Consider the following 14,367-nt stretch of genomic DNA (forward strand, 5'->3'; position numbering starts at 1 on the left):
TTACTTCGTATATTGAAAAATAAAAAAGTGAGAGAGTAAAATCGTTTCACTCTCCCACTACTCTTTATGCGAAGCACATAAAATTACTAATTTGTTGATAGCGATAACTTACTTTACGACGACGACCACCTTGCCAAGTGTAACCTGATACTCCGTTTCTTCTCACTTCAGTCGGAAAGAACCATAAGTCCCTTCCGAAAGGACCAGGACGATGTAAACGTAAATAGCCCCATCTTCCTAGACAATTACACATCCATGATTTCATATTGCCCGCTTGAGATGGAGACGCAAAGGTAGACGGTAACGACGGAGCTTGCGACGGCGGTGGTGACGTTGGAGCATCTTCCGCATCATCTGGTCTGTAATCTTCTTGTTCCATATCTCTCGCTTCATCTACAGATTCATACCCGTAGTTTTGTGGATTATAATACATCGCTTGATCATATGGATAATTTTGTTGGTTATACATATTAACAAATCACCTACTTTTCATTCATTACCTTTAACATTTATATGTGATATGCCCTCTCTGGGAAGCTTATGTTATAGCCCAAATTCAACTTAAAAAGCTCGTATTATTAAAAATACGAGCCTTTCAAAAATAGAAGGTGTTTATTATTTCCTTAACTTCACACTATAAAAACGCATTTCATCTAACGAACCTTCAAATTCAAATACTTCTTGTTTAATTAATTGTTTCAAGCGATATTCTAAGAAAGTATCTCCAACCAATTGTTCAACAAGACCAAGTGCTTCACCAATTACTCTAGGAGCTTTGAGGAATTCTCGATCAGCACCCACACTTTTCGCGCATTCAATTATAAATTGATCAAAATAATCTTCTTGTACAGAATATACTTCATTTTCTTTCCACACTCTTAAACATTCTACGCTTCCCGATATTCTATCCCATTCATGTTCAAACTTCATTCGCTTCTCTTCAGTTAAATAAGGTAACTTTGCAAAACTTTTTTGGAATAGAGCTAAACTTTCAGGTGGTAATTCTCCAGTTCCACGAATATCATACTCTTGTTTTAATATTTCTCGACTTGCTTCAGATGTATTAATAACTCGAATGTTTTTCTTATCCTTTAATTGTGCCATTACAAAACTTAGGCCTACATGTTCATGTGCATTATCAGCCTTCCAAATTGTAATAGGCGTTTCAACAGGAATAGTATGTAGTTCTTCTATAGTTGCTATAAATCTTGATAAATATTCTTCTTCAAAATAACTATCATAAGCAGTTAAATTATTTATTAACCACTTCTGTCTTGCTAGTTGCCCCCCATTCGTATGCAACTTATATATCGGTCCAATTGAAAAGAATTCAGAAAAAGCAACAACACTCTCTTCAGATAATTCTTCTTGACTTAACATATATGTTAAGCAACCAGCCGTTGAATCATCAAAAGCAATATGTACGTGCGTACTTTCTTTTACATTTCTTTTATAAGTAGGATTACTCGTTAATTGTTTCGGAATATCCATCAAATTTTTAATTGTATCTTCACTATAGTTTTCTTCTAATAAGTTTAACTGTATGAGAATACTTTGAAGTAAATCTTTAACCTCATCCTCGTACATATCCTCTACAGCATTTTTAATTTTATCTATCACACAAATCCCTCTATTCATTTCAAAAATAACGTAGATTATAGTGTATCATTTTAGTATAGTTCTTTAAAGTCAAATCCAGATTGCTAGAGCAATCTGGATTTTCAACAAATACTTTCCTTATATTTTTGAATTGCTAAATATTTTTACTTTGAAAATCCTTGTATCTAAATGTATAATTATATAAAAACAAAAATATAGGAGCTACATTTATGGAGAAAGTACTTACTAATTATAGACATTACTTAAAAAATTGGAGATTTATATTTATTTGCATACTACCTGTTATCGCCTTATTCGTTACTTTCTATGTCATCTTCGAACTACTGTTTCATCAAGATTTCTACTTATCTAACTTAATTTCTGCTATCATATTATTTTTAATATTTACTAATGTTAAAGATAAATTTAAAATTAAAGGCTAAAGAACATTATTTAAAAATAGCCCTTTATTCTTGCATCCTACTATAAAATAAGCCTTGCAGTAAATTTTTACAAAAATAAGAGCACCCTGCAATTGGATGCTCTTATGTGATTAGAAGTTTTTTCTGAGTATTAAGTAGGACACGAAGATCTTGTCCTACTACATAATATATGCTTGTACTTATTATTTCGTGCATATATTAAGCACCATGTTCAGGTACTTAATATATGCATAGTCATTGCTAAAAAAATCTACTCAAATATTCACTATACAATTTCATATTTATAAATTAAAAAACATCCATTGGGGATGTTTTTTATCTAACGATTTTAAGCTTCCATAAACTTAGCCGGTACACCAATTTTTTCAACTACAGAAGATATATTAGTAGGATTAATCATTACATTTTCAATACATACTAATTTATTTTCTAATATCCCATTCTCTGTAGTAATAAGTTCTTCAAACCGATCTAAAGTCATTGAAAATTTGTGTTCACTTCCACCATTCATACTAACTTTTACATACTTCATAGTGTCACCGCCTTTCATAATAATTTACATTTCGACAAGAAGGCGCTTACACCCTTTTTTTATTTACTCTTGGATTTCTCACGTTTACATATATTTTGAGAAAAGAAACTACTATTATTTACTCACAAAATTATTACTAATAAGAAAGATAAAGATAAAAATGCACAAAGTGGAATATATAAACCAGTATCCATTCTAGCGAAGTGCGTATCTTTTTGTCGTTTAAAGATACCAAAATAATTAAACTCACCAATTACTCTAATAGAAAAGACGATCATACAAATCCAGGAACCGACTTGAATAATAACATTAGGAACTGCAAAATGAACAATATTTGCTTGTTGCAACAAAATTATCGCTGCCATACTTAATAATAATACAATGAACAATGTCATTCCGGCACGAGGTGTAAACGCCTTTTCCCCTGATTTAGTTGGTATAACACTATTTGTCCCCCAATTACCTCCGAAACCCCAATATACATGTAAAAAGCTAACTAAGAATAATATACAAGCAGATATATATGTAATGATAAGCATTTTATCCTCCCCTTATTTTATTTAACTTCTCACCTATAAAATATGCTATCCCCCCCCTCATTAGCAACCTTTATTTAATTACATAAAAAAACCGTAATGATTTATCAATATTAAGATAAGTCATTACGGGGTTATTAAACTTCATTATGCATTAAACCTATTTCTTCGGCGTTCCATCCTTGTTTGACCTTGAACTTCATTTTCTTTGTATGGATCTATTTTCTCTGTCATTTTATATGTTGCAACTGGTTCTTCGTACTTATGCTCATGTATCTTTTCTCGAATTTTACTTTTAGATTCTTTCCCACCAAACTTAAATAGTTTCATCTTTAATTTCGGTAATCTCGGAAGACGAATCTTAAATGATAATCTTTTGCGTTTCTTTTTTGGTCCAAGTAGATTTATATTTTCTTTATTATTATCTTTCTCTTTGCGGTGAATGAACATCGCAAGTAATCCTCCTAATACAAGTCCTCCAATTAATAGTAATATATATACATAATGGCTTGTCATTAAACTCGTCATGCGTTCAAGTATGACTAACGACTGTACTTCTTTTATATCCCATAGTAAAGCGGCCCATAATGAGAATAATCCCAAAGTAAGTCCATATGTACGAAAACGAAATAAACATGGAATTAACGCGACACATGCAGCAATTTTCGCATTTGCTATGATTGAGCTTGTTGTAATATCCTGATGCCAAATAACTAACAGTAATGTTATAAATGGCGCATACGCTATCCAGCTGCATATACGTGAATACATCTTTTTAGCAAAATAACTACCGAAACTAGTAAAAAATAAAAGCCCTCCAATATATACAGATTGTTCTAGAGGGATTTGCTTTGTAAGTCCTGCAATTGGAAAGAGGACGCTAAGTAGCATTAAGAGCACATCTAATTTCTTCACCATTCCCCATTCCTTTCAAATTTTTTCAATTAATAAAAATCGCTTTTCCATTTGGTATAGTTTTTGTATTTCTAAAAAACATATTAATCCTGTCTGCACATAAAGTAAATATGTAAACGAAAAGATACTTGACAAATGATATCCTTATTTGCATAAAAAAATGACAAATCCTGATCGATATAACGAGCAGGATTTGTTTACTAGTACTTAAAGTAGAATAATTGAATCTTTCTTTTCTACTTTTACTACATCTACATCCAATTCATCATCAAATTCTTTAAATTCTCTTGCATCTATGTCAGTAATATAACTCTTTATTACTTTTTCCATATGTACGGAATATGTCATGTGTACATTCTTTTTCGAAAGCATACTAGAATTACAGCACATGTAATGTATCATTTTAGCGATATAATCCCTTTCTACAGGTTTTACACCTAATGGTAGAATTTCAATTATATATCGCTGAAAAACTTCACTACAATTAAGTGAATATTCACCAGTGCTATAATACATCCCTTTTTGATCTGCATATAAGCCTATTCTATCTAGAGCATCATCACATTCTATTACACCGTAGCTTGGTACATCAAAACCTGTATTTATTCTAATAATATTTAAGTTGGGAACCTTTAATACCTCTGGAACAATATCAGGTAAAATATCTGTATTAATTTCTTTATTTTGTAACTCTTTTATCCAATATTTTCTCAAATTTGCATCTACAATGAAGTAAACTTGTTCATTTTGTTCTTTTGCATATTGTACAATTTCCATTAATGTTTCGAAAACATATTGTTTAAAAAGAGCCCCCATATCATTTCTCTTTGATGGTTGTGATAAAAATGCATTATGTTTATTTATATTTAATAATACGTAATCAATCTTTTGCCACTCTGTATTCCCATATAATTTATATAAAATTTCTTTTCCTTTTATTTTTGAAAGAATAGGTAAGAAATCAAATTTCGATATTCGTTCAATTGATAAATTAACATATGTACAAGGTAAATTTATCTTATTCCAACTACGCTTCAAAAATCCTTTTTGTTCTAATAGACTAAAAACACTATTTACAATTGTTTTACGAGATACACTTTGGCCTATAAATAAATTAATAAATGTTGAAATACGATTTGTTCGTGCAAATCCCTCTCTAATGATTTGTTTTGGATCAATTTTTTCGCGTCCATCACAATTTTTCATTGCGATTAATGCTAATGTCGCATCACTGCGCTCACCCGCGGTAGCATAGACAGCTTTCGTAACATCATCTACAAGATTTGTTTTATATTTTTGACAATATTGCATTTTATATGGATTTTGTAACACCTTTTCAATATTGTATCTCACAATCTTTAATAATACTGGGAAATCTGTATTCAATACATAAGAATTTTCACCAATTTTAGTCAAAACAATTTCGCTATCAAGTAATGCTTGTTCTATTTCCAGCGCTATATTTTCAGACCAAACTTCTAATGTTAATGTCTCTAATCCTTTTGGTGCAAATAAAGGAAATAATTCATTTTTGTTATTTGTTGCTACCTTTTTACATTCTGGAAGTATTGTGAAATAAGAGAATTTACGCTGGAATTCTTTAAATAAATACTCTCTTTCCTTTACTTTTATACCTGGTTCTATTTTAGTACCTTGGACTTTATATATTCTTTCATTGTATGGAAATAACACCCTTTTATTTTCCCCGACAATATAATCTTTCGGATATTGGAGAATATGGTCTAAATCCAAATCTCCACCTATTTGAAAATCATCTTTTAAATTTCTAAATATCTTAATCCATTTCATGCCGGTTGTAGCTTGTTGCATTTTTAGTTTTACAAACCGTATTTTTTTATTATTTGATGCAAACTCTGGGGTAGAAATCAATATCATCCCTCGTTTTCGTCTGAAAAGTAAAGGAATATCTGGATGATTATATTCTTGATATTAAGACGATTTTTATGAACATTTCGTATAAGTGTGATTTAACTGATTAAAGCTATTTTCAAAGTAGACATATCAGCGATATTTTATGTCTATTCCGTATAAGTGTTAGCAAGTTCGTTTGCAAACTTGTTAGCACTTTTTTATATTCCTTCTATGGAATTGTAAATAACTTAATGGACAAGTTCTACTTTGAAAAAAAGCCCTCAATTTACTCGAGGGCTTTTTCACTTTACATATACATAAGATTCACTTACTATTTCGTACAGGTGTTAGCAAGTTCGTTTGCAAATAGGATAAACTCGATATTTTTACTATCGTTCTTTCGGAAGTACAATTCCTTTATATAATTGGACAGTAATAAGGTAGTAAATTGTATAAATAAATACAAAAATTACAATTGGTAACCATATACGGAAATACGGGTCCACTAAAATAAACCCAAAAATATTCATCCCCATTAATACGTGTGCAATACCTACTACCGCTGGAAATAGGAATATGAAAAATAGTTCTTTATAAATAGACTTTGCTAGTAATTCACGGCGGACACCGATTTTACGAAGCATTTCATAACGAACAATATCTTTTGATGCACCCGTAAGGATTTTAAACATTAAACAACTTGCCATCATCGCTAGAAATGCAATTCCTAGGAAGAAGCCCATAAATACCGTTCCGCTGGCAACAGAATAAGATTGTGTATATATATTGTATTTACTTAATAAATCATTAGCCGTTATTTTATATTTATCTAGTTGCAACTCATCAATTTTTTTCCATTCTTTTGTATATGCCACAAAGTTATCTGTTTTTCCAATGAAAACGACGTTTTCTTTTCCTTTTATACCATCATACATTTTTGGATCTACAATTTTAATCGTTTTACTCATATAGTTTAAATAAGTGGGTTGTATAGCTGTTAAAGCCATATCCCATGTATCTGGAATAATATTTTTATTCTCATCATCTTGTCCATTTCTTGAAATAGCACCTACTGGGAGTTCTTCCGACACATGTTTTAATATACCTGAACCATTTTTTCTATCACCATCATGCACCAATGGACGTTTTTTTTCTAAATCTGTTTTTAAATAGTAAACGAATGTATCATCTACTTTATAACGATATTCATTTTTCTCTTTAAATGTAATACCATTTAAGATTTCTCTCTCTTCATTTGTTGGATTATGAATCACTGTATCATATATTTCAAACTGCTCAACAGAGTTCATAACATTATTTTTGAAAGCCATTCCGCCAGAAATTGCACCTGCACCAAGTGCCACTAGCATCGCTACTGTTGCCAATACTTTCGATAAGCCATTAACACGGAAGTTTAACTGTGAAAATGTGAAAGCATTAAGTCCTTTTTCATTACGATGTTTATTTCCCTTTAACAATTTAATAATAAGCGGAAGAACTGAAGCAAATAACAAATACGTTCCCGCTGTAGTTGTGAGCATCGCAATCAAAAGGCCTTGCTCTTTTAGCTTATTCATATAAATCATAGAAGCGTAGCCACTACCTAATAAAATAATAGCCAAAATTGAAATTATACCAGTCCACTTTCCTTTAATCATTGTACGCTCTGCTGAAACATCTGCATGTACGAGCTGTAAAACCGAAATACGCGCTAGTTTCATACTATTCATAATTGCTGAGAACATAAATAATATAAAGAAGAATACACAAGTAATTGTTATGGATGGAACATAAAACCCTTGATAGCCACTTGCTGTAAAATCAAGTTGTTTCATCAATAGCTTGCCAATTCCTTGGGCAAGCCCCACACCAACTGTGATTCCAATTGCTAGAGATACTACCCCAATCATGATTGTTTCCAAAAACATAAGCATCGTAATCTTATGTTTTTTCGCTCCCAACATCATATACATACCGAATTCTTTTTGACGAAGTGATAATAAGAATGAGTTTGCATACAAAATATAGAAAAATGTAATGATTGCTAATAAGGCTGAACCTGTTTGGAAAACCAACCCAATTGAGTTAACCATTGCATTTGCTTCAAGAAATGATTTATTTAGTGCTAATGTTTGAAACATGTAAAAAATTGAAATTGACATGACAAGACCAACAAGTAAAACAATATAATCTTTCAATTTACTTTTTAACCCTGACATAGAAAGCTTAAATAACATGCTGAACTCCCTTTCTTATACCTTTTGTGCACCTAAATCTGCAAGTACATCTAAAATTTCTTTATAGAATAATTCGCGCGTACCACTGCGGCGAATTTCTTTATACAATTCACCGTCTTGAATGAACAAAATCCGCTTACAGTAACTGGCACTATATGGATCATGAGTCACCATCATAATAGAAACATCTTGTTTTTCGTTTAAATTTTTCATTGCTTCTAAAAGGCTTGTTGCATTTTTAGAATCAAGTGCTCCTGTTGGTTCGTCTCCTAAAATAATTGCTGGCTCATGTACAAGGGCACGCGCCGCTGCTGAACGTTGCTTTTGTCCGCCAGATACTTCAGATGGATACTTTTGAAGAATTTCTGAAATCCCTAGCATTCCTGCTACCTTTTCTACTTTTGCCCCAATCTTTTTTGACGGAACGCTTTGAAGCGATAGTGGCAAAGTAATATTTTCATAGATTGATAAGTTTTCAAGCAGATTAAAATCTTGGAAAATGAACCCTAATTTTTGAGAACGAAAATCAGAAAGCTCTCCTTGCTTCATTTTGGTAATATCTGTACCAGCAATCTCAACAACACCGTCTGTTGCTTTATCTAATGTGGAAATAACATTTAATAATGTAGTTTTTCCTGAACCAGATGGTCCCATAATTCCAACGAATTCTCCCTCCTGAATTGAGAACGATACGCCTTTTAACGCATATGATTGATTTTCGCCTTTTTTCCCATATACTTTTTGTACATTTTTAACGTCTACAACTAATTTGTTCATATATATTCTCCTGCTTTTATTATTTTTTTAATTTTTCCTTTGCCTTTTCAGGAACTTCATTTTCTTGTACTTCCTCAAATTGATAAACATATTTACCTTTCACATGAACCTTTAAATAATTATTTACAAACTCATCTTTACCAGCAAATCCTACCTTAATGGTATCTTCATTACCTGATTCATCAACTCCATTTAACATAGCAAAATATCTCTTATTATCGTGTTCAGGATCCGGTTTTGCTTCCTCTTTTTGAAGAACATACACATTATTTTCTTTCACTAGTGGATTAAATCTATCTCTAGTTTCCTCTCCTACATAAGCTAGTAATCCTCCACCTACAACGATTAATCCTGATATTGCAATTAACGCTTTTTTCATCTATCTTTTCCACCTTTCTTTTCTCATCAAAAAATTTTTTATTCATTCTTTACTATTTCAATGAACATGCATATGCCTCATCAGCACATTTCAAAGTATAAATATTATTTCTTAACAAAAAACAAGGGCCTTCCTTAAGTTTTTCTTAACAAATGCTTTTTTAGATAATGTAAAATAAACTATCTCATAATTTCGATCTGAGCAAAGATTCTAACTACGGGTTGTTTTCTAGATATTACGAATGTTTTTAATGAACATTTCGTATTAGTGTTAGCAAGTTCGTTTGCAAACTTGTTAGCACTTTTTTATATTTCTTCTATTACATAAAACTTCACGAAAACATCATATTTAGCTGCTAACTCTTCTAATTTCCTTTCCCTATATTTTGTCACTGTAAAAAAATGAATGACTGGCACTTTCCCGTTATATTTCTGTTTATATATTTTTGTGAACTCTTCGTATTTTTTTATTTTCTCTTCATTCACTCTCATCTTTTGCGAACGATTTACCCCAATGGCATGAAGTACTCCTTCCTCATCTCGATATCTCACATCCGGAATAGTCTTTTTCTTTTATTTATTTTTTATATAGCGGCACTCCCATTAAAACAGCATAAAAAATACTCCTCTTGAATCAAGGAGTATTTTTCTTTGTTATTGATCAGTGCCCTGATTCTTACCAACAGCTTGTGATTTTTTCGCTGCTGATTGAGCATTTTGTTGTTTTACTTGATTTACATTTGTTTCAGTTGCAAACTCTGTACCATAGCCAGCATTTGCATTTTGAACGCCAGCACTAGCAGCTTGTGATTTTTTCGCTGCTGATTGGGCATTTTGTTGTTTTACTTGATTTACATTTGTTTCAGTTGCAAACTCTGTACCATAGCCAGCATTTTGTTGTTTTGTACTTTGAATACTAGCACCGGAAATTGTTTTATTATGACCTTGTTGATTTTTATCCATTATTTGTCACCTCCACAACCGTTAATATAACCAACCTATCAAGAAGATATCCATACAGATTTTTTTAAATTGACACATATATCTCTTGCAGCAATAATCCCTTATTTAAATGCACAAGGAAAGACCTTTCACAAAAAAATTACGCTAGGCCAACTCTTTATACCTTTATACCTTTATATTTATTCAATAGATTATTAGGTAAAACATTAATTTTTCTCATTTTATTTTTTTCTCACTGTATTTCGGTTAAGTACACCATGGCTGGACAGGTAACTTAATCTTATAAATTCACTTCTTTTCTGCTATCCCCTAATATGAAGACAACTTTTCTTTTCCTTACTTCACATACACATAGGCTTCATTTGCATTTATATAGTATGTTTTTCCTTCGCTATTGTGAAATATACACCCAAAAAGCGTACCCCAAGATAAGATATTATTTAAAATGAGAATATTTTTCTTCAACCAGTATTTATTGATCAATGCCACAACTAGTAGTTCTCTCCACTATCTCTTAAAAATTAGTATAGTTTGTATTAATTCTGTATCTAGTAGAAGCTCTCTCTATCAAAGAAAAGTAAAATAATAGGTTAATAAACAAGCATTCTTTTTACTAAAACATAGAATAATATGAACCCTAATCGAAGGGAGGTATAAAAGAATGTCCTGGAATAATGATTGCTGGAGTTCTAAGAAAAATCATTGTTGTGATGATTGGTGGAAATCTAAAGATAAGCATCATTGTGATGACGATTGGTGGAAATCTAAAGATAAGCACAATTGTGATGATGATTGGAAGTTTAAGCGAAATAAGTGTCGTTGTAAATGTTTCTTTATTTGTTGTCATTGTAAAAAGAAACATTGTTAAGTTTTTCAGTGCCAGCATAAAGGCAAAAAACATGTCTTTGGAACTGATAAATACTAGATTGTAGTATACAAAAAGCTGACTAATTATAGTCAGCTTTTTAATTACGTTACATAGTATGTTGTTCCTTTACTATTGTTTATTTTTTTATATACTCGTAATACCACTTTCCGTCTGGTCGAGTATCCATCCACCAAGTGATTTTATCTAATTCAGCATTAGGTAATACCTCAGTTTGTAAGTACGCTATACCAGTTGTTGGATCAGAAATAACTTGTCCTTTAGTTCCACGTTCGGCCATAGCATTTAATACTTCTGGAACCAATGAGACGCCAAATCCACCAGATTTAACATATTGATATCCGCGATTAGAAACAGTTTGTTCTGGCTGCTTCTCTTCTGTAAACCAAGTTAATGATTTACTACCAATTAATTCATTTAAATCACACTTTCCAATACCAGGTACATTACCTGTTTCAGTATATTGCCAGATATCACATGGATAAGCTGGTCTATTCCCGCCATAACGTGGAATCCATACAAAGTCTGATTTTACATTTGCCATTCCAAACGGAGCATACATATGATGCCCAATATATAAACCGACTTTCTTAGCGCCAAGTCGGTATAACTCATCGATAAACGTCTGTGTTCCTGCTCTCATATCATTCATTGTTTTCACTTCTACATCAGCCACCCAAACGGTTGCACTCTTGTCACCGCGACTCCAGAAGTCTTGTGCTTCTTTCTTTGCATCAGCAATGGAAACAAAGCGACAAAATGCATAGTTACCAAAAGGGATGTTATGCTGCTTCATACTTTGTACATATCCTTTATATAACGGATCTACATAATTTGAACCATCTTGCACACGCGCTATTACGAAATCCAAATACTGTTTTGCGATAGGCCAGTTAATGTTACCATTCCATTTTGAAATATCTACGATTTGTCCCATTATTGACCCTCTCCTTTTTTCTCTTCTTGTTTTTGCTTCCCACCTAAAATTTCAATCGCATTGGTTAAAGCTGATGGTAAAGGGATTCCAATACGACCTGCATTTTCTAAAAGTGAAAGTAATTCATTCCCGATGAAAAAGAAGATCGTTGCTTCACGGATTGCACTGTTTGTTCCCATAACTGCATCAGCTTGAGTAGCTGCTGCGACCAAAAGAAAAAGCACCACCTTTTTGGCGATGCCTTTAAAACCAACTTTACTTTTTAATTCTCCGTTATACCCTGCTGCAATCATGCCAGTTAGATAATCAATAACTGCCATCGTTACTAAGATTTTCAATGTTGCATCCCATCCCCCCAAGAAATACCCACAAAAGCCACCAAATGTAGCAATAAATACTTTCATTAATACATCAATGCGATCCATCTTTTCCTCTCCCTTGTATAAAATAAAAAGGATTCCAAGGAATCCTTTAAAAAAATTTTTTCTATTTTTCACTTAACCAATCTTCTATACCACATCTTTAATCTTTTAACCCCTCAATCCATGCGGATAAATTCCAGTCACCACCTGTTACCCTGTTGAAATTTGCAATCGCAATTGCAATACCAACACTAGTTAAACTTGAACTACATATTTTTGTTCTATTCCATTTATGAGAAAAACTAAACAGTTTTGGGGATACACTTTTTAGATTTCTCTTAAATAATCTATCTTCAGGGTCAACTGAAGATGGGACTAAATCAGGAAACTCTTCTTTGAGATGTGCTACTAAATCAAACGAACCGATACTTATTGATACACAACCTGCATACTGTAGATGTTGATAAAAAAACACTTCATTAGGGACATCATTTGCAAATTGCATTAACAATTCTGTAAATCCTTGTATTTGAAAAATACTGCATTTAACATACCTAGTCAAAAAAATCACTGTTAATATATCAATTTGCTTTGAAGTTAATTTCGGAACCATCATCATAGATTCATTATATATTAACTTCAAAAATTCCTCTTCTTTTACCATTGTTCGATCTACTAACATATCAACTAATAAGTCAGCAATTTTCTCATCACCACGTTTTGCATGATTTTTTTGCATCTCATAAATGTTAAATCTTAAATCAGGATCTTCTGTGTTTTTCAGAGATTCAGGGTCTTTGGTAATCAAGCGATCTAGATACTTATTAATTATTTCTTCTGCACGCTCATTAATTGTATCTTCTACTGTTTTCCCTAAATCATAAAAGTTACTTTTAAACACCATCATAGCAACTTCCTTAACTTCATTAAATCCCAGACCATATTGATTAACATTTACATTCTTACTGTTTTGAATATTAGTAGAACTTTGACCTGCAGTTAATTCATGTTTATCATTCATTTTTTTCACCAAATGTAACATTTACATTCTTACTACCTTGAATATTTGTAGAATTATCTCCTGAATTAATATTCTGTTTAGGATTTTTTTCTTTTCTAAAAAACATACCTCCTATAACAGAAATAACAAGAACTCCTATCCCACTAAAAACCCACTCTACATTTTTCATAACCCACTCCATCAAAAATATACCTCCTATTATATGACTTCTTTTATATAATAAAGGATGTATATTCCATAATCCAACCATTATCCGCTAAATTCTTGATATCTAACTAAAGGATATTTCTCAATAAAATTTTGATTACTATCACAATTGTTACAAGTGTGTTTGAATGTTGGAGGATTAAAAAAAAGCATTTCCCCTGTATATATCATTTCTCCTTCCTCGCAAGAGTCACATATATATTTCACACCTATTGGTTTAACTTCAAATCTTTGTTCCATCATTCACTTCCTCCTTACAAAATAAAACTATACAATTTTTCATTCAGCATAAAAGCCGTATTTTATGCAAAATAAAAAACAGCTTATAGCTACTTTTGGTCTACTTGTATTGTGTTTTCGTTAATTGGTGGTTCTTGTGATGGATAATTACCAGTAAGTGATGTATAACACTCTAGACAAATATTCTTTTTCGCAAATCCCATATCCAATTCATATAGATGTGCTCCACGTTTACATATTTCACACAGCGTGGCAATACGAAACTTTATTGTTCCATCCATTTCTCTCCATACTTCAACCCTGCTCATACCTGTTGGAATACCTGCATTATTTAACATATCAGCAGGTATCTGAACAGAAATCCCTGTCTCTGTTCGTTCTGCATCCACCAGCCTCCCCATAAAAGGAAAGCTTTCACCTGCTTGAAGTGGCATCATTTGATTCTCATTCATTCTTACTTCC

General features: G+C 32.0%; 18 protein-coding genes and 1 pseudogene. 2 read left to right on the forward strand and 17 right to left on the reverse strand.

All coding sequences use genetic code 11. The features are described 5' to 3' along the window. Nucleotides 1-64: 64 nt before the first annotated feature. Nucleotides 65-469: a hypothetical protein gene (locus N2V92_RS21770; protein ID WP_000282691.1), complete on the reverse strand. Its 405-nt coding sequence runs from the start codon at nucleotides 467-469 to the stop codon at nucleotides 65-67. A 146-nt stretch (nucleotides 470-615) separates the two neighbouring features. After that, nucleotides 616-1,620: a DUF1835 domain-containing protein gene (locus N2V92_RS21775; protein ID WP_000565700.1), complete on the reverse strand. Its 1,005-nt coding sequence runs from the start codon at nucleotides 1,618-1,620 to the stop codon at nucleotides 616-618. 209 nt (nucleotides 1,621-1,829) lie between these two features. Between N2V92_RS21775 and N2V92_RS21780 the strand changes: the two genes are divergently transcribed. After that, the gene (locus tag N2V92_RS21780) at nucleotides 1,830-2,042 is read left to right on the forward strand and encodes a hypothetical protein (RefSeq protein WP_000416836.1); all 213 of its coding nucleotides are present in this window, start codon (nucleotides 1,830-1,832) and stop codon (nucleotides 2,040-2,042) included. A gap of 328 nt (nucleotides 2,043-2,370) precedes the next feature. Here N2V92_RS21780 and N2V92_RS21785 read toward each other — a convergent pair whose 3' ends face one another. From N2V92_RS21785 to N2V92_RS21825, 9 genes and pseudogenes are all read right to left on the reverse strand, one after another. Next, on the reverse strand, nucleotides 2,371-2,574 hold the full coding sequence (locus N2V92_RS21785) for a hypothetical protein (RefSeq protein ID WP_000878369.1): 204 nt from the start codon (nucleotides 2,572-2,574) through the stop codon (nucleotides 2,371-2,373). Nucleotides 2,575-2,696: 122 nt separating this feature from the next. Continuing rightward, nucleotides 2,697-3,113: a DUF3995 domain-containing protein gene (locus tag N2V92_RS21790; protein ID WP_016077599.1), complete on the reverse strand. Its 417-nt coding sequence runs from the start codon at nucleotides 3,111-3,113 to the stop codon at nucleotides 2,697-2,699. A 144-nt stretch (nucleotides 3,114-3,257) separates the two neighbouring features. Continuing rightward, nucleotides 3,258-4,025: a DUF3959 family protein gene (locus N2V92_RS21795; protein WP_033668957.1), complete on the reverse strand. Its 768-nt coding sequence runs from the start codon at nucleotides 4,023-4,025 to the stop codon at nucleotides 3,258-3,260. Nucleotides 4,026-4,232: 207 nt separating this feature from the next. Beyond that, complete coding sequence (locus N2V92_RS21800) at nucleotides 4,233-5,915, reverse strand: RNaseH domain-containing protein (RefSeq protein ID WP_000626096.1); 1,683 nt, start codon at nucleotides 5,913-5,915, stop codon at nucleotides 4,233-4,235. 371 nt (nucleotides 5,916-6,286) lie between these two features. Continuing rightward, nucleotides 6,287-8,134, reverse strand: coding sequence for an FtsX-like permease family protein (locus N2V92_RS21805; RefSeq protein WP_153591268.1), 1,848 nt, complete (start codon nucleotides 8,132-8,134; stop codon nucleotides 6,287-6,289). A 15-nt stretch (nucleotides 8,135-8,149) separates the two neighbouring features. Next, a complete protein-coding gene (locus tag N2V92_RS21810; RefSeq protein ID WP_086402886.1) occupies nucleotides 8,150-8,911 on the reverse strand; it encodes an ABC transporter ATP-binding protein in 762 nt (253 codons plus the stop codon). Between the two features lie 19 nt (nucleotides 8,912-8,930). Continuing rightward, nucleotides 8,931-9,290, reverse strand: a complete 360-nt coding sequence (locus N2V92_RS21815; RefSeq protein WP_086402887.1) for a YxeA family protein — start codon at nucleotides 9,288-9,290, stop codon at nucleotides 8,931-8,933. A gap of 305 nt (nucleotides 9,291-9,595) precedes the next feature. Beyond that, a pseudogene (locus N2V92_RS21820) lies at nucleotides 9,596-9,889 on the reverse strand (replication-relaxation family protein); the annotation flags it as partial. A 54-nt stretch (nucleotides 9,890-9,943) separates the two neighbouring features. Next, nucleotides 9,944-10,252, reverse strand: coding sequence for a gamma-type small acid-soluble spore protein (locus tag N2V92_RS21825; protein ID WP_103577735.1), 309 nt, complete (start codon nucleotides 10,250-10,252; stop codon nucleotides 9,944-9,946). Between the two features lie 674 nt (nucleotides 10,253-10,926). Here N2V92_RS21825 and N2V92_RS21830 point away from each other — a divergent pair. Next, nucleotides 10,927-11,184 carry a hypothetical protein gene (locus N2V92_RS21830; protein WP_086402754.1) on the forward strand — a complete coding sequence of 86 codons (258 nt, stop codon included), beginning with the start codon at nucleotides 10,927-10,929 and terminating at the stop codon, nucleotides 11,182-11,184. A 72-nt stretch (nucleotides 11,185-11,256) separates the two neighbouring features. On the opposite strand, the gene N2V92_RS21835 is transcribed toward N2V92_RS21830, so the two are convergent. The 6 genes from N2V92_RS21835 to N2V92_RS21860 all read right to left on the reverse strand — a co-directional run bounded on the left by N2V92_RS21835 (nucleotide 11,257) and on the right by N2V92_RS21860 (nucleotide 14,357). Further along, nucleotides 11,257-12,075, reverse strand: a complete 819-nt coding sequence (locus N2V92_RS21835) for a GH25 family lysozyme (RefSeq protein ID WP_086402755.1) — start codon at nucleotides 12,073-12,075, stop codon at nucleotides 11,257-11,259. Beyond that, entirely contained in the window at nucleotides 12,075-12,500 is a 426-nt protein-coding gene (locus N2V92_RS21840) for a phage holin family protein (RefSeq protein WP_086402759.1), read from the reverse strand. Before N2V92_RS21840 ends, N2V92_RS21835 begins: the two co-directional genes overlap by 1 nt. 97 nt (nucleotides 12,501-12,597) lie before the next feature. Further along, entirely contained in the window at nucleotides 12,598-13,458 is an 861-nt protein-coding gene (locus N2V92_RS21845) for an LPO_1073/Vpar_1526 family protein (protein WP_086402756.1), read from the reverse strand. Further along, entirely contained in the window at nucleotides 13,451-13,639 is a 189-nt protein-coding gene (locus N2V92_RS21850; RefSeq protein WP_086402757.1) for a hypothetical protein, read from the reverse strand. The genes N2V92_RS21845 and N2V92_RS21850 overlap by 8 nt, the downstream gene beginning before the upstream one ends. A 68-nt stretch (nucleotides 13,640-13,707) precedes the next feature. Next, entirely contained in the window at nucleotides 13,708-13,905 is a 198-nt protein-coding gene (locus N2V92_RS21855; RefSeq protein ID WP_232290898.1) for a hypothetical protein, read from the reverse strand. 89 nt (nucleotides 13,906-13,994) lie between these two features. Beyond that, on the reverse strand, nucleotides 13,995-14,357 hold the full coding sequence (locus tag N2V92_RS21860; protein ID WP_103577745.1) for a hypothetical protein: 363 nt from the start codon (nucleotides 14,355-14,357) through the stop codon (nucleotides 13,995-13,997). Nucleotides 14,358-14,367 lie beyond the last annotated feature (10 nt).

It is taken from the genome of Bacillus sp. CH_48, assembly GCF_038008465.1.
In the GTDB taxonomy this organism is placed as follows: domain Bacteria; phylum Bacillota; class Bacilli; order Bacillales; family Bacillaceae_G; genus Bacillus_A; species Bacillus_A thuringiensis_S.

Coding starts and splice junctions, on each gene's coding strand:
- N2V92_RS21770 (WP_000282691.1), bottom strand. CDS start 469: ATGTATAACCAACAAAATTATCCATATGATCAAGCGATGTATTATAAT.
- N2V92_RS21780 (WP_000416836.1), top strand. CDS start 1,830: ATGGAGAAAGTACTTACTAATTATAGACATTACTTAAAAAATTGGAGA.
- N2V92_RS21785 (WP_000878369.1), bottom strand. CDS start 2,574: ATGAAGTATGTAAAAGTTAGTATGAATGGTGGAAGTGAACACAAATTT.
- N2V92_RS21790 (WP_016077599.1), bottom strand. CDS start 3,113: ATGCTTATCATTACATATATATCTGCTTGTATATTATTCTTAGTTAGC.
- N2V92_RS21805 (WP_153591268.1), bottom strand. CDS start 8,134: ATGTTATTTAAGCTTTCTATGTCAGGGTTAAAAAGTAAATTGAAAGAT.
- N2V92_RS21810 (WP_086402886.1), bottom strand. CDS start 8,911: ATGAACAAATTAGTTGTAGACGTTAAAAATGTACAAAAAGTATATGGG.
- N2V92_RS21815 (WP_086402887.1), bottom strand. CDS start 9,290: ATGAAAAAAGCGTTAATTGCAATATCAGGATTAATCGTTGTAGGTGGA.
- N2V92_RS21825 (WP_103577735.1), bottom strand. CDS start 10,252: ATGGATAAAAATCAACAAGGTCATAATAAAACAATTTCCGGTGCTAGT.
- N2V92_RS21830 (WP_086402754.1), top strand. CDS start 10,927: ATGATTGCTGGAGTTCTAAGAAAAATCATTGTTGTGATGATTGGTGGA.
- N2V92_RS21835 (WP_086402755.1), bottom strand. CDS start 12,075: ATGGGACAAATCGTAGATATTTCAAAATGGAATGGTAACATTAACTGG.
- N2V92_RS21840 (WP_086402759.1), bottom strand. CDS start 12,500: ATGGATCGCATTGATGTATTAATGAAAGTATTTATTGCTACATTTGGT.
- N2V92_RS21845 (WP_086402756.1), bottom strand. CDS start 13,458: ATGAATGATAAACATGAATTAACTGCAGGTCAAAGTTCTACTAATATT.
- N2V92_RS21850 (WP_086402757.1), bottom strand. CDS start 13,639: ATGGAGTGGGTTATGAAAAATGTAGAGTGGGTTTTTAGTGGGATAGGA.
- N2V92_RS21855 (WP_232290898.1), bottom strand. CDS start 13,905: ATGGAACAAAGATTTGAAGTTAAACCAATAGGTGTGAAATATATATGT.
- N2V92_RS21860 (WP_103577745.1), bottom strand. CDS start 14,357: ATGAATGAGAATCAAATGATGCCACTTCAAGCAGGTGAAAGCTTTCCT.